Below are 15,738 nucleotides of genomic sequence, written 5' to 3'. Positions count from 1 at the left end.
TTTTTACAGAGAAAAAACGGATAAATAGTTTTTTTGTTCTTATCTTTTTAGGATTATTTTCTTTTTATGGAAATAAAATTTCTAAAAATTGCATAACTCTAGTAAATAGAAAAACATGACAAAATGTATATTGTTCATCATTTGTCTCTTTTTTTGGGGAAATAATATTTGTGCGCAAAGTGAATTGGATGATGAACCAGTTTGGGAGCTGGAAAAGCTTCCTGAAGATAGAGTTTTTAAGAATGGTTTTTGGGTAGATTTGGGGGTAGGAATGTCTTTGGTTTATGAAGAACGCTCCATTGCTTTTAAGTCTCACTCTATAAAAACAGAACCGGCTAGTTGGAAGAGTGCTCATGCTTTTAGTGGACGATTTGGAAATAAATGGTATTATACTGGACATACACGTTATCAATTAGGATTTCAAGCGACATGGTTGGGCGCAGGAGTTGATGTTGCCAATGGTGGTTGGTACGTCGATATTGGAGCAGCTGGATTTTGTAGTTTATTTAGAACGGGAGAGAAAAGCGGTGTAGAAGTGAATCTGAATCTTGGTCCAAGTATTTATACCACTGATCTATCTTATTGGGGAGCACAAGCCAATATGGAATTAAAGTATCGTGTAGGTTATCTTTCTTTGGGAACAATGTTTCGATATTTTACGGGGGGACATGAAGGAAGAACACAGCCATCTATTGTTAATTTTTTACTGCTATTGGGAGTAAAATTTTAATAAAAATAGGCTTCTAACTTAGCTAAATTTTAGCAAAGAATGCTACCTAACCCTCCAAATAATCGAAACAAATGCCAAATACTCGTTTAGTAATTCTTAGATTACATTCCTTTTCTATTTCTCTTTTAAATATCTTACCTTAGACGCATTCTTAGTTTTAGACGATTGTAGCAGCATGAGGAAATTATTGCATTTACTGTTATTGCTCTTGATAACGTTTGGTGTTTATGGACAAAAATCAGATACCTTATATCATTTTTTTAAAGGTTCTGTAAACAAAGAATATTCCATTACTATGGAATTAAAACAGTCGGGTGTAAACGTGACAGGAGCTTATTTTTATGATAAATACCGCAAGAGTGTAGCTATAGAGGGGGAGTTGAGAGAGGGAAATACAATCGTATTGAGAGAAGTAGATCGAATCGACAATCAAAATCCTTCTATTTTTGTCGGAACTTATAGTGCCGATTGGCAAACGATAGATGGAACTTGGGAAAATATCCTCAAAAATCGTCGTTATACCTTTGATCTAACAGCAATTGAGGCACCTATCGGACAATTAATTCCTTATCGTTTTGACAACATTCGACGCTTTCAAGAGTTTTTGAATTATTTTGATTTGGAACCAGCCTTGCCTTTTGTGGTACACGAAGGAATTCAACAGAAAGGATTTCGTTGGAAGAACGGAACTAAAAAATCTGCTAAAGAGGATTATAAAAAAATAATTCCTTATCGTTTGGCAAAGCGTTACATTATGAATCCTATCCAACTAAAACCAGAAGGGAGTTTTAATTATTTGGCTATAAAACCACAAAATTATAAGCCCCACGAGATGCACTATACGGCTTTATGTTGTGTTTACAGAATGTCTACCTATGTTGGGCTTTTAGTCAATTTTGAAGAAGATACAGGATGGGATCATTACGATGTTACCTTTCTATTGACATATGATTATGCAGGACATTTGTTGGATGCTTGTAAGGTTGGAAAAAATCTTGATTTGGAATACAATGGACAGCAGTGGCGAGAAAAAATGACCAGTCATTTTTTGGTTGATTCTACGATAGAAATGCGTTCAAGTCGTTCTGTAATTGAATATGGAACGGATCTTACAGAACAAGAGTATTACAAAAAAGGAAATGAGAAACAACGAATTTACTATATTTTACAGCCTAGTGGACGATTTATTCGGCAAGAGGTAGCGCTTAAGAAAGGAAAGTAAACACTGAAAATAGCTTGTTGAGAGATGGAAGATGAATTACTGGATAACGGGATTGCAGAGGTCAAACCAAAATTCAACTATCCTTTTTATTTGTTTGTAGTTGGCTTTTTAAATATTGCATTGACTATTGTTTTGTATACTAGTACTACTTCACTAGTAAGCAGTAGAAATGACCTTATGCGTGTTTTAACTTCAGAGAGTTATATTGCTTTTATACAAGCAGGTACTTGGGTGTTGTTGCTATTAATACTAGATAGCGCACAAGCTTTTCTTAAGGTTAAAACGAAAGCGGAATGGATACAGTGGGTTGGTAATATCGTCGTATGGTGGCTATCAAGTTTTGTGGTAATTTTTTTTGTTACTCTATTAATACTTATTCCTCGAATTATTTTTTTAGGCGCAGTATTTTTAATAGGCAGCTTATTAATTACTAATTTTGAAATTGAAGGAATCGCATTAAGCGCTCTTTATTTATTGTTTACTATAGTTGTAACGACAGGTTGGCTGTGTTATTATAGCAAAAATCAGCGAACAGAATCTTAATCAATGAACTATCTTTTTTGTATAATTTTATTACTAGGAACTCAGTGGAGTGTTGGGCAATCTTCTTCTCTAATCAAGGAGCTTAAAGAACAGGCCTTGAATAAGGAGGTAGATCGAGTGAAGCGGATTGCTGCTTATAATCAGTTGACCACTATTTATTATAATAGAGATGTTAAACGTGCCAAGCGCTATTGCGAAGAAGCCTACCAGTTGGCACAAAAGGATTCCCTTTCAATAGGGATGGGAAATGTACTGAATGATCAAGGTTTGTTGAGTTTTGGTTTTGGTCAATATGAGCTGGCGATCAAGAAGGTAACGGAAGCCATTCAAATCGCTGATTATTTGAATCGTCCAATTTTGAAGGCAATGGCTTACGCAAGGTTGAGTTTAATTTACAGCGTTAAAGGTTATGCTTACAAAGCCATTGAGTATAGCATTAAGTCCATTAATATAGCAAAACAAGTAAGCAATAAAAAAAGCTTGGCATTGGGCTATTACCATATCGGTAAGTCCTATGCCAACTTGCAAGATACGAACAAAGCCGTACTCTATTATAACAAGGCTTCTACTTATCTGGGAAAAGAAAAAGATAAAAATTTAGCTGCTTTGATTTATACAGAGCAAGGGCTAATTTATATGCAAAAGGATGCTTGGACACAAGCCAATGACTTGATGAAGGCAGGGTTGGAACTAAGCAAGAAGATGTCGAATACTAGAGGTGTTGCTTATGGAAATTATGCTTTAGGCTTATTGTCCAATTCTGAACAATTCAACGATCAAGCCATTGCTTATTTCAAAAAAGCAGAGGAAGGCTATACAGAACTGAATGATGTTATTGGTATTGCGCAAGTATTGCAAGGAATGGCAAAAGTAGAATTGGATCGGGGGCAATACAAAAAGGCAGAAGGGTATTTGTTAAAAGCAATGCCGATTGCTCGAAATGCAAGGGCAATGGTATTGACCAAAGATGTTTATCAAAGCTTGTCAGATGTTTATAGAGGTAGTGGACGACACAAAGAAGCCATGGATTACTATAGAAAATATCATGTTGTAAAAGATTCTATTTTTAATCAAGACAAGAACAGAGAAATAGCAGAAATTCAAATCAAACATAAGACGAGGGAGTTGGAACGAGAAAATGCAGAGTTGGAAGAAAAGAATGAATTGATTGTCAAGTTAAATGAAGAGAGTCGTCGAAATCAAGAGTTAGAGAACACGCAAAATCGTTATATCATTGTAGCATTGATTAGTGGTTTGCTACTTATTATAACCATTGGTTTGTTGGTGTTTCGACAAGACAAATTAAAAACACAGATACGAGAAACAGAATTAGAACAACGGGCATTGCGTTCGCAAATGAACCCTCACTTTATGTTCAATTCTTTGAACTCTATCCAAAGTTTGATTGCAACAGACAACAATGCAGAAGCGAGTATTTATTTGGCTAAATTTTCTCGCTTGATGCGCCGCATTTTGCAAAACTCTAGACAGGCTTATATCCCATTGCGTCAGGAAATTGAATTTCTAGACAACTATATTGAGTTGGAACAACGTCGTTTTAAAGAAGCCTTCGATTATGAGCTAGATGAGGAAGGAATTGAAGATGCTCATTTTGTGATGATTCCACCATTGGTCATTCAGCCTTTTATTGAGAATGCAATTATCCATGGCTTATTGCGTAAGTCCGAAAAAGGAACTTTGTTGATTAAGTTTGAAGATTATAATAATACTATGATCAAATGCACCATCAAAGACAATGGCATCGGCAGAGTGGCTGCTGCGGCTTTTAAAACGGAAGAAGGGCAGGAGTCTTTGGGGATTAAGATTACAGAACAACGCTTGCGTTATTTAACGATAAAAGAAAAGATAACAGGTCCTTTTATAAAAGTACTTGATTTAAAAGATGCAGAAGGAAACGCAACAGGAACACAGGTTGAGTTGTTGTTGCCAATCAAATTTAAAGCTTAATAAAACAACATGATTGACACGGTAATTATAGATGATGAGCAAGCAGCTCAAATAACGCTGATGAAATTTTTGCAAATGCATTGTCCTGACGTTAATGTAGTAGGGACAGCAGACGGCGTAGAAGAGGGACTAAAATTAATTGCTAGCAAAAAGGTAGATTTGGTGTTTTTAGACATCAAAATGAATGATGGAACAGGTTTTGACTTGCTCAAACGTTTGCCAAAAATTAATTTTAATTTGGTGTTTACAACAGCTTATGATGAATATGCCCTCAAGGCTTTTAAATATTCTGCTATTGACTATTTGCTGAAACCAATTGATCCTTTGGAGTTAATTGATGCCGTAGGCAAGGTGCAACAGTCGAGTAATGAAAATTCTGCACAGAGCGTCGATAGTATGTTTGAATTGTATAAGGAAAACAAGTTTGATAAAATTGCGATTCCTTCTGTAGATGAATTTCATTTTGTGCGCATTTCTGAAATTATTCGTTGTGAGGCAAGTAGTAATTATACCATTATTTATCTAGCTACTGGCAAAAAAATTGTCGCTCCCAAAACTTTGAAAGAGTTTGAGGAACTATTGGCTTCCGAAGGTTTTTTTAGAGTACACCAATCGCACTTAATTAATCTTAGTCATATTCAACAGTTTATGAAAACGAAGAATAAAATTAGAATGGGGGATGGCTCAGAAGTAGAAGTGTCTAGGCGTAAAAAAACGTTGTTTATGGAGTTAATTAATATGCGGAAGCTATAAGTCAGGAAGCAGAATTTGTTTAAATTATATTTTGCATTGGATTTTGATTGAGCTAAACTCAAAAGACAGACAAAATGTTTACGAATCATTTTGAGTGCTTGCTTAAACAGTTGTTTTCGTCGTTGCTTTTAAGTCGTAAGTCGTATATCTCTTTGTTTATAGAAGATGAATATGAGTTACGACTTATTTTTTTAACAAAAAAAATTATCTTAGGATTATATTGATCTAGTAGTTTTATTAGAACAACGCCGACTGCTTAGGTCATTTTGTTGAGTATTAAAATATTAATAAATAGTATGAAATATAATTTAATTTTTACATTGTTGATTGCTCTTTGGAGTAATGCTATTCAGGCTCAATCGAAGGGAGAAATTAGAAAAGTAATAGATAATTTTTTTGTTGCCATGGAGGCTAAAGACACGACAGCATTAGATCAATTGATGCACGATCAATGCGTGCTTTTTACAACACTAACTCAAAACGGCACTCCCAAAATTCAAGCGGTGCCTAAAGCTTCTTTTTTGACATTTATGAAGCGTGTAATTGCCAAAAAATACGTTTATGATGAGCGTTTATGGAACTATGATATTAGTCAAGATGATAATTTGGCAATTGTATGGACTGAATATACGATGTTTACAGGGGCAACGAATCAGTTGAGTCATTGTGGAGTCAATGTATTTACCTTAGGGAAATCTGAAAAAGGAACTTGGCTAATTACAAACATCACAGATACGCGTCGAAAAGAAAATTGTATCAGAGAAGAAACGGTTGTGGAGAACAAGGGGATGGTTGAGAACGTCTTGAACCATTGGCACGAAGCTTCAGCGACAGCGGATGCCGATGCTTTCTTTGGAGCAATGACAGAAGATGGCATTTACTTAGGGACAGATGCCTCGGAACGTTGGTTGAGAGACGAATTGAGAGAGTGGTCGAAGTTTGCCTTTGAGCGCGATACTGCTTGGGCATTTACTGCTTCTAAGCGTGAAATTTATTTTAGTAACAATCAAAAAACAGCTTGGTTTGAGGAAATGCTCGATACTCAAATGGGAACTTGTCGTGGATCAGGGGTTTTGGTAAAAAAAGATGGTGTTTGGAAAATCAAACATTATGATTTAGCTATCATGGTGCCCAATGACTTGGTAAAAGATTTCAAAAAGCTAGTTGCTATGGGAGGTTTACCAAAATCTAAAAAAGAACAACGTGCGGCTCGAAGAAAAAAGAAAAAATAAACAGGTCTTAGAGGGTATCCTATCTTATAGTGCTATTCTTTTAAAAAAGCTATTAATTACTCCGTGGAACCACGCAGTAGCACCGCAGGTAACTAAACTTGCCGAGTAGGCTTGTGCTAATAGCACAAAAGCCCAAGGTCATGAGCGAACCGAGCATAGCGAGCTCACGACCGAAGGTGTAACAAAGCAAACTAATTAACGGAGGATTAATATCTTAATAGAATTGAAAAAACAGGTAAGAAAACATTTGTGGTATTCCTTTTGTATAATAAGAATTAAAGCAATAAGATCTGAAACTATTCGTGAATTAGAGCGTTGCTTAGATGGAAAAGCATAATCACCTACTTACTAATCTTTTAAAAATACAATACAATGAAATCAGTATTAAAACTTTTTACATTTAGCCTCTTATTGGTCGCCATATCAGCACCAACATTTGCACAGAAAAAGAAATCGAAAACAGTTGATGAGGCACATGTAAAATATACAATTACTGCCGAAGGTGGAATGGCAGCGGCATTAACTGGATCTACTATAGATCTGTTTTTTACTCCTAATAATGCCAAAGTTGTTGGAGATGTAATGAGCGGAATGATAAAAATAGATGGTCGTTTTGACAATAAGGATAAAAAAGGTTTGTTGTTGATGGATATGATGGGACAAAAGAAGTTTATGGAAATGAACAACGAGTCTATGGAAAAAACGGCTGAAGAATCTAAAAACGTCAACCAAAAGCCACCACAGGTAGAGTATACCAAAACGTATAAAAAAATTGCAGGGTATAAATGCCAAGAGGCTAAAATGACCGTAGAAGGTTCACCCAATCCTGTTATTGTGTATATCACAGAAAAAATTAAACCAGGCAATCTGGGGGATATGGATATGATGAAGTTTTCTGGCTTGAAAGGTTTTCCTTTGGCATGGGAAGTGGAAGCAGAAGGAATGAAGTTTAAGATTGAAGCAGTTAATATTTCCTTGGATAAATTATCTAAAAAAATCTTCAATACGAAGGTTCCTGAAGGTTACACTAAAATGACAGAAGAAGATCTCAAAAATATGGGTGGAACGTTAGGTCTGTAAGATGGGGCATTCTTAGTAGCACTAATTTTTGGTGTTTTGTTATCAAATTTAATGGTTGGTTGTTTGCAATGACAGTACTATTGTAAATGACTGATGATAATGTTCTTAAATAAATTCCTAATTATTAATCCGCTTCTTTTAGTAATCAATAGTTCGTTGAAACCACGCAGTAGCAGCGAAGCTAAACTTTATTAGTTTATTGCATGAGTGCTTCGCAGTTGATGATCAGTAAGTTGTGCATTCGTTGCGTTTTGTGTTAAAATTTTGATTATCAAACTAATATAAATTTGCTTTTTTGTCTTTTTGGTAAAAAAGTAAAAAATCAACGAACTACTAAGTAATAGTAAAATTAGTTAACACAAGGTGCTTTTAATGTTTTGCTGGCAACTAAAAAGAAGTGGACTATTTATCTAATAAAAAATTTATGCGTCTTTTAGTATTGACATTTACAATTATGGTATTGGCTGTTTCTGCACAGGCTCAATCTGCACTTACGGATGGTTATATTAGTTACTCTATTAGTGTTGATAGTGATGAACCTGCCGCAGCATTTTTAACGATGGGTTCTTCGTTGCAAGTAGCTTTCAAAGGTCAGAAAACCAAGGCAGTTGCAAAAGTAGCAGGAGGCACCAACACCGTTAGTTTAGTAGTAGATCATAAGGCAGAAAAAGGATTGTCTTTAATGGATGTCTTAGGGCAAAAAAAAGCACTTCAACTAGAAAAAAATAAGTTGGCAGAAGCTAAAGCGGATATGGAAAAGGCGGCTAAAAACCCTATGCGTCATACAGAAGACACTAAAACGATTGCAGGTTATACTTGTCAGAAAGTCTTGATGAAGGATAAAGAATCTGGTGCCAACATTATTCTGTATATTACCGATAAGATTACACCTAAAGGAGACCCTTTTGCAACTTATCTAGTAGATGAAATAAAAGGATTTCCACTTGGGATTATTGTGCGTCATGAAGGTACAACAGTTCGTGTTATGGCTGATAAAGTTAGTTCTAGAACGCCAAGTGATGGGGCTTTTTCTTTAAGTATACCAGAGGGCTATGAGTTGACAACAGTAGATGGTTTGGAAAAAGCTGCTAAGCAAGAAATAGAAAAGAATCGTTAAGAAATTAATAAAATAGCTTACTTTTCTAACTTTTTGTGCTTCGATGCAGTATATTATAATAATGCCCCTAACAATAAATTTTTGCCTACTAAACAAAACAGATACATATGAAACAAAGAATGAACTTCCTATTAGCACTGATTATTGGTTTGGGGATTATTACATCTGCAAGTGCACAAAAGAAGAAGCCTGCCAATTTTGATGAAGGTATTATCAAATACAAAATTGAGGTAGAGGGTATGCCCGAAGCGGCTCAATTTGCCAATAGTTCTCTTATTAATTTATACCTAAAAGGAAAAGACTCTAAAATGGATATTTCCATTATGGGAGGAATGGCAAGTTTTCAATTGATTAATAATATGACAGAAAATCTGTTTACCTTGTTGATGGATGTCCCTACTTTTTATGAAAAAACGGCTGTATCTATTGATGAAGACAGTGATTTTCTAAAAGAATTGAAAGAAGCTGGCGGCAGAAATCAAGCACCAACAAAAGATGTAGAGGTAAAGTACTTTAAAAACAAAAAACAAAAGATAGCAAAGTACCCTTGTTACAAGGCAGAGTTAGAGATGGGGGATGGAAGCAGTGACAAACTGATTGTTTATTTAACTGAAAAGTTACGCCCTACCGCCCTTTCGCAAGTAGAAAAAACATTGGGAGTGATGCAAGGATTTCCTCTAGGGTTTGAGATGCGAGTAGAGGGAATGCTCATTAAGATTACCGCTATTGATGTTATCAAAGAAAATTTAGACGAGGATGCTTTTATTGTTCCTGAGTCATATAGTAAAAAGACAATGGATGAATTTAAGGAGGAGATAGAGCATAAAATGGGAACAGGAAATGGTGGAATAGGATTGTAATCAAAAATGAATATTTCTTAATAGTAGAAGGAGGACATTTCAAGTGTGAGGTGTCCTCCTTCGATTTTTAGCATTACTTCGTATTAAAATCGTAGGTACCTACCAAGCGCCCTTTGTTATACAACTCAATTCTATAGGTTCCTGCTCGAAACGGCGTATTGGGATAAGCGTACCATTCTATACAAAGATTTTTGACAGAAGGATTGTACTCAAATATTTTGCTGGTAGTGTAACTAATGGTTGCCGTTTCTTCAAATAAGGTAAGCTTGCCCGAACCTCTATTGGGGTCACTAACAACAGCACCAGAGGGATCAATTAAGCGCAAATAAAAGCGGTTGGCTCCAGGTTCGCAGACTTCGTTTTTGACAATATCAAAACAAACCTCTATAAACTCCGTACGTTTGGCAGAATTGATGCCACGTCGGTCACCATTATTTTTTAAGCGCAAGCCCTTGGCATGTACATTGTTGGTTTGTAGAACAGAAGCCGTATTTATTTTTTTGTTGAGTTCTTCGTTGGTATCTTGTAGGTTTTTTCCTTCTTCGGCGAGTCGTTTGCGTTCTTCCAACTCTTTAGCGTACTGTTTGTCTAACAATTCTTTTTCTTTTTTGAGACGGCGATTTTCAGCTCGTAATTCATTCAAATCAAGGGTCTGTTCATCGACATAAACACGCATATTTTCGAGTTCTAAATCTAGATTTTTTAATTTTAATTGAATTTTTCGGCGAGCAGCTTTATCTTTTTGAGCTTGTTCTATCAAGCGCTTTATTTTGGAATACTGACTTTCTAGCTCCGCCTCTTTTCGAGCAATTTGAGCATACAATTCTTCATTTTCTTGTTTGTATCTAGCCAGTTCAACTTTTAATTCATTGTATAAACTATCCGATTGATGTGCAGCTTGTTCTAGCGTAATAATTTTTTCTTCTGCTACATTTTTGGTAGACACAAAGTAATACCCCACTGCAAAAACGACCAATAAAAGTAGGGTAACAATAATTATAATCTGATTATTTTTTTTCTTAGGGAGTGTCTCTTTGGGGGTAGAATCGTTTACCTCTAAAGGATTGTTATTGGCATCAGTCATTGTGGATGGATTATGATTAGATTGTTATGAGTCGTAAAACATTACTGCGTGGTATCAACGGAGTATTAAGTAAATAGACTACTAGAATAATAGAAAACTAAATTTAAGCAATCTGCCCAAACAAGCACAAGAAAATAAATGATTTTATTGGAATGAACATAAGTTTTAAAAAATATTAGCGTATTTTTATAAGTACTGAAACAAAAAAAACGAATACCACCATATTCAATGTAGTATGCTCTTAAGTTGCATAACAAAGGGAACCATCCTTAAAATAAAAAATTATGAACCATTTAAAGAAAATTTTATTGGTATGCCTTTTTCTAAATATTATGGCGAATGTGCATGCACAAGTAGAACTTATTTTTGGAGATACTTTGGTCAATGAAAAAGCAATTGCAACCTATCCAATGGCAGATGGTTCTTTTTGGGTAGTTGGGTTTACCAATACTGGAACGAATGGTGGGGCAGATGTTACCTTGATAAGGGTTGATTCTTTGGGAAATACGATGGTTCCAATTCGCTATTTTGGAGGATCTGAAAATGATTACCCTAATAATATGATTTATAAGGGAGGTAAGTTAATTATTGCAGGAGAAACGCATAATATCTTGACGAGTGATATAGATGGTTTTATATTAATTGTGGATACTCTAGGCATCTTTGAATCTTTTGAGACCTATGGACAAACAGGACAAACCGAACAGTTTTTTGATATCAAGGCTACGCAGGATGGAGGTTTTGTTGTTTCTGGTTTTGCGTCTCTGCCCAATCGAATTGGCAATGATTTTTTGATTTCAAAGTTTGATAATAAAAACTATTTTGATTGGATGCAGGTGCACGACTTGGGAGGAAATGATATTGGAATGGTTGCGATAGAAAAACCTCAGGGTGGATACCTCTTGGTCGGCGATCAATTGCAACCTGCTGGTAATTATAATGTGGCTATTGTTGGTTGTGATGCATCGGGGAATATGCTCTGGGATACAGTGGTAGCCAATCCTTATAATGGCGGTTGCAAGCAAGCTCTAATTTATGATAACCAGTTAATTATAGTAGGAGAAATGGGGACGGCAACTTCGACCGCTTTCGATCCTTATTTGATTCGTGCAGATTTGCAAGGGAATGTCCTTTGGCAAGGAACGATACCCAAAACAAATAATGGAGATGCTATTTTTGATTTAGTAGTAAAATCTCTTAATGAAATTTTTGTAACAGGATATATGTACAACAACGCTATACAAGGCACCGATTTATTTGTTATGGAAATTGATTCAATCGGAGGAATTAAAAACGAACGCTATTATGGCGGGACTTCTTTTGATATGGGAATTGATATTCAAGTAAGGAACGATGGACGATTTATTATATCTGGTTTTACGAATCGACAAGCAAGTGATCAGTATTATATTATTTACGATTCATTCAGCCCTAATACAGCCATTTCAACATTACCGTTGTTACAGAATGAACTATTAGTATACCCCAACCCTTCTAATGATTATATTTATCTATCCTCTACAATTCATTTTCAACAAGTTGAGATTGTAGATAAATTAGGGCGAGTTTCACGACCTGTTATCAAACAGAATACAATAGATATTCGTCATCTAGAAACAGGACAATATTGGATTGTACTCAAAGATAAGGAAGGAAAGATTATTGATATGAAGTCGATTGCAAAGCAGTAAAAGGCAGAGTTATAGAGTGACCTGTACATTAAAAAACATGGAAGAAATCAAACCGTTGTCCATGAAAAACAACGTCCTTTCCTTGAATATAATGCCCTATTGTTTCTAAAACAGGTGTTTTCCATTCTGTTTCTTTGGTTTCATAATAACGACTTTTGTCACCTCTTCCAATGGTAAACACTTGTACCGTTTGTCCACCAACAGTATAACGGCGGATGGTTTGTGGGCTCCAGAGTCGGAAAAAATCCACTTGAAATTCTTTTTCGACATTATCAAAATCAGTAAACTTAATCTTAGTCTGATTTTCTACTTTTAACAATGTTTTTTCAGCAAAAGGCACAAGACAGGATTTGTCTTCGTAGCCTTCCTCATTAGAAGAAGCATAAAACTTGACCTGTTGAGTGTCAATGCGCAGTTCCATAAAAGTACAACTTCTATCATGGTGACAATAGCCTACATTTTCCAAGACAGCTGCTTCAAACATAGGCAAAACACGGGCGGCTTCATAAGCTTTCTGAAAATAGGGAAGTAAGGCTTCTTCATAATCTGAATCTAAAATATCTATAACGCCTAGATCTGTATTCAAAACCATTTCGCCCATTTGATAGGTAAAAACTTTTAGCGTTCCCTTCCAACGAACTTCAATAGCTGGGGTATTCTCAAAAGGGCGTCCTCCACCCATTTGCATCATTTGATTGCTTGGATTGGATAAATAGCGATCCAATTCTACTTCTAATAAAATAAGTTGTCCTGCTGTACTCCCTAAGGGAAACAAACTATATTGATAAGCGGCACTACAGGCAATGACATAAGGTGCCAGAACAAAAATAAACAGGATACTGTAAATATATTTCATAAATTTTATACTTTCTTAGAGTTGCTCCTTGGTAGGGAAGCAATTGGTGTTGCTGTTGCTTCAATTCAAGAACAAAAGTACAGGATAGTTGGCAAAAAATAGGTGCTTCTGCAATTTTAGTGCATCTTTTAAGGTAAAAATACAAGGTATTTAACCAAAAAAGTAGATATTTGAAAAGCCAAAAAATCAAGTACAAAACTACTTTACCTAAAAATAAAAAACTACTACTAGTAATGAGTGCAGATAAAATTTTGGTAATCGGCTCAGAAGGGCAGATTGGCACCGTGTTAAGTCATGCTCTAAGAGATACTTATGGAATTGCAAATGTAATCACATCAGACATCAACCCACCAAGAACAAGTGTTATTGGTCATTTTGAAAAGTTGAATATTTTGGATGGAGAACGTTTGTTAGCCATTGTAAAAAAACATAAGATTACCCAAATATACCATCTTGCTGCATTGCTCTCAGCCAAAGGAGAGCAAAATCCTCGCCAGACTTGGGATGTGAACATGAATGGTTTGTTTAATGTGCTGGAAGTTGCCCGTCAAGAAAATTTAGACAAAGTCTATTTTCCTAGCTCTATTGCTGTTTTTGGAGGACAAACGCCTAAAAAGGCAACGCCACAGTTTACGGTGTTGCAACCAGAAACAATGTATGGAATCACCAAAGAAGTGGGGGAGCACTTAGCGCAGTATTATTTCAAGAAATTTAATTTAGATGTTCGCTCGTTACGTTATCCAGGGTTGATTAGTTATCAGTCATTGCCTGGCGGAGGAACAACAGATTATGCCGTTGATATTTTTCACAAAGCCGTAGCTGGTGAACCCTACGAGTGTTTTTTGGAGCGGGATACTTATCTTCCAATGATGTATATGCCTGATGCCATTCGTGCAACAATAGAGTTGATGAATGCTCCGTTAGAGAAAATCTCGATGCATTATGGTTATAATGTACGTGCTATGAGCTTTTCGGCAGAAGAACTAGCCGCGGAAATAACAAAGCATATCCCTGATTTCAAGATTACGTACAAACCTGATTTCCGTCAGCAAATTGCGGAGTCCTGGGTCGAAAATATGGATGATACCTATGCTCGCAACGATTGGGGATGGCAAGAACAATATGATTTGCCTGCGATGGTGGAAGATATGATTGTTAATCTAAAGCGAATCAAAGCGCAAGGTTCTTCTGAGTACGATGAGAGAATGTTTTTGTAGCATTGGTTGGCAACAGAAAACAGGAGATTTTAATCTAATAGCTCGTTTAATGAGCAATTGTTTGTTGCTTGTTTGGTGATAATGTCTATTGCTAACAAGAAGCTATTTAAATTATCAAAAAAATACACACTATGTTTAAGAATGTTCAAGATGCTCTAGCAGCAGAAATACAAGATATAAAAGACGCTGGACTTTACAAGGAGGAACGTGTCATTACAACACCTCAAGCCGCAGATATTAAAACGAACACAGGAGCAGAAGTAATTAACTTTTGTGCCAACAATTATTTGGGCTTGTCTTCTCATCCTGCTGTCATTGAAGCTGCCAAAGAAGCTATTGATACGCATGGATATGGTATGTCTTCGGTGCGTTTTATTTGTGGAACGCAAGATATTCACAAAGAGTTGGAGCAAAAAATTGCTGACTTTTTGGGTATGGAGGATTCTATTCTTTATGCCGCTGCTTTTGATGCCAACGGAGGTGTCTTCGAACCGATTCTGAATAAAGAAGATGCTATTATTTCAGATGAGTTAAACCATGCTTCTATTATTGATGGAATTCGCTTGTGTAAAGCAGCTCGTTATCGCTACAAACACAATAATATGGATGATTTAGAGGAGCAGTTGAAAGCCGCACAAGGCGCACGCCGTCGTCTTATTGTTACGGATGGTTCGTTTTCTATGGATGGTACGATTGCACAGTTGGACAAAATTTGTGATTTGGCAGATCAGTACGATGCTATGGTTATGATTGACGAATGTCATTCTACTGGCTTTTTGGGAAAGACAGGGCGTGGGGTTCACGAGTATAGAGATGTTATGGGACGAGTAGATATTATTACGGGTACCTTAGGAAAGGCTTTAGGAGGCGCATCGGGTGGATTTACGGCCGCTCGAAAGGAAATTGTAGAAATGTTACGCCAACGTTCTCGCCCATATTTATTCTCTAATACGGTAGCACCTTCTATTGTGGGGGCCTCAATCAAGGTATTGGATATTCTGACAGAAAGCACAGCGTTGAGGGATAAACTAGAAGAGAACACGGCTTATTTCCGTCAGGAAATGACAGCTGCTGGTTTTGATATCATTCCTGGTGATCATCCAATTGTTCCAATTATGTTGTATGATGCTGTTTTGTCACAGCAAATGGCTGATAAATTATTGGAGGAAGGAATTTATGTTATTGGATTTTATTATCCTGTCGTACCTAAAGGAAAGGCAAGAATTCGAGTGCAGATTTCAGCAGGACACGATCGCCATCATTTAGAAAAAGCAGTGGCGGCATTCACGAAAGTAGGTAAAGAATTAGGCGTGATTAAATAACGCTTATTGATTCCGATGAAATATATTAAGGTGGTTAAAAGCTTCTAGCTTTTAGCCACTTTT

At 36.2% G+C, this 15,738-nt stretch carries 14 protein-coding genes; 12 read left to right on the top strand and 2 right to left on the bottom strand.

What is annotated here, in order from left to right; all coding sequences use genetic code 11:
• Window positions 1-115 precede the first annotated feature (115 nt).
• From CG11_RS01775 to CG11_RS01735, 9 genes are all read left to right on the top strand, one after another.
• Window positions 116-730: a hypothetical protein gene (locus tag CG11_RS01775; RefSeq protein WP_052592506.1), complete on the top strand. Its 615-nt coding sequence runs from the start codon at window positions 116-118 to the stop codon at window positions 728-730.
• Between the two features lie 175 nt (window positions 731-905).
• Window positions 906-1,952: a hypothetical protein gene (locus CG11_RS01770; RefSeq protein WP_052592504.1), complete on the top strand. Its 1,047-nt coding sequence runs from the start codon at window positions 906-908 to the stop codon at window positions 1,950-1,952.
• 24 nt (window positions 1,953-1,976) lie between these two features.
• The gene (locus tag CG11_RS01765; RefSeq protein WP_052592502.1) at window positions 1,977-2,495 is read left to right on the top strand and encodes a hypothetical protein; all 519 of its coding nucleotides are present in this window, start codon (window positions 1,977-1,979) and stop codon (window positions 2,493-2,495) included.
• A gap of 3 nt (window positions 2,496-2,498) precedes the next feature.
• Entirely contained in the window at window positions 2,499-4,463 is a 1,965-nt protein-coding gene (locus CG11_RS01760; protein WP_052592501.1) for a histidine kinase, read from the top strand.
• 9 nt (window positions 4,464-4,472) lie between these two features.
• Window positions 4,473-5,216 carry a LytTR family DNA-binding domain-containing protein gene (locus CG11_RS01755; protein WP_052592499.1) on the top strand — a complete coding sequence of 248 codons (744 nt, stop codon included), beginning with the start codon at window positions 4,473-4,475 and terminating at the stop codon, window positions 5,214-5,216.
• A gap of 296 nt (window positions 5,217-5,512) precedes the next feature.
• Window positions 5,513-6,448, top strand: a complete 936-nt coding sequence (locus tag CG11_RS01750) for a nuclear transport factor 2 family protein (protein ID WP_052592497.1) — start codon at window positions 5,513-5,515, stop codon at window positions 6,446-6,448.
• A gap of 372 nt (window positions 6,449-6,820) precedes the next feature.
• Complete coding sequence (locus CG11_RS01745) at window positions 6,821-7,528, top strand: hypothetical protein (protein ID WP_052592495.1); 708 nt, start codon at window positions 6,821-6,823, stop codon at window positions 7,526-7,528.
• A 424-nt stretch (window positions 7,529-7,952) separates the two neighbouring features.
• Window positions 7,953-8,645 (top strand): hypothetical protein, encoded by a 693-nt coding sequence (locus CG11_RS01740; RefSeq protein ID WP_052592493.1) that lies wholly within the window; start codon window positions 7,953-7,955, stop codon window positions 8,643-8,645.
• A gap of 107 nt (window positions 8,646-8,752) precedes the next feature.
• Window positions 8,753-9,505, top strand: a complete 753-nt coding sequence (locus CG11_RS01735; RefSeq protein WP_052592491.1) for a hypothetical protein — start codon at window positions 8,753-8,755, stop codon at window positions 9,503-9,505.
• A gap of 73 nt (window positions 9,506-9,578) precedes the next feature.
• On the opposite strand, the gene CG11_RS01730 is transcribed toward CG11_RS01735, so the two are convergent.
• Window positions 9,579-10,589, bottom strand: a complete 1,011-nt coding sequence (locus CG11_RS01730; RefSeq protein ID WP_052592489.1) for a hypothetical protein — start codon at window positions 10,587-10,589, stop codon at window positions 9,579-9,581.
• A 284-nt stretch (window positions 10,590-10,873) separates the two neighbouring features.
• On the opposite strand from CG11_RS01730, the gene CG11_RS01725 reads away from it, so the two are divergent.
• The gene (locus CG11_RS01725) at window positions 10,874-12,280 is read left to right on the top strand and encodes a T9SS type A sorting domain-containing protein (RefSeq protein WP_052592487.1); all 1,407 of its coding nucleotides are present in this window, start codon (window positions 10,874-10,876) and stop codon (window positions 12,278-12,280) included.
• A 28-nt stretch (window positions 12,281-12,308) separates the two neighbouring features.
• Here CG11_RS01725 and CG11_RS01720 read toward each other — a convergent pair whose 3' ends face one another.
• Window positions 12,309-13,136: a hypothetical protein gene (locus tag CG11_RS01720; RefSeq protein ID WP_052592485.1), complete on the bottom strand. Its 828-nt coding sequence runs from the start codon at window positions 13,134-13,136 to the stop codon at window positions 12,309-12,311.
• Between the two features lie 233 nt (window positions 13,137-13,369).
• On the opposite strand from CG11_RS01720, the gene CG11_RS01715 reads away from it, so the two are divergent.
• On the top strand, window positions 13,370-14,353 hold the full coding sequence (locus CG11_RS01715; RefSeq protein WP_052592581.1) for an NAD-dependent epimerase/dehydratase family protein: 984 nt from the start codon (window positions 13,370-13,372) through the stop codon (window positions 14,351-14,353).
• 131 nt (window positions 14,354-14,484) lie between these two features.
• On the top strand, window positions 14,485-15,675 hold the full coding sequence (gene kbl / locus CG11_RS01710) for a glycine C-acetyltransferase (protein WP_052592484.1): 1,191 nt from the start codon (window positions 14,485-14,487) through the stop codon (window positions 15,673-15,675).
• Window positions 15,676-15,738 lie beyond the last annotated feature (63 nt).

This window comes from Aureispira sp. CCB-QB1 (genome assembly GCF_000724545.1).
In the GTDB taxonomy this organism is placed as follows: Bacteria; Bacteroidota; Bacteroidia; order Chitinophagales; family Saprospiraceae; genus Aureispira.
This window is presented reverse-complemented; position numbering and strand designations above follow the sequence as displayed.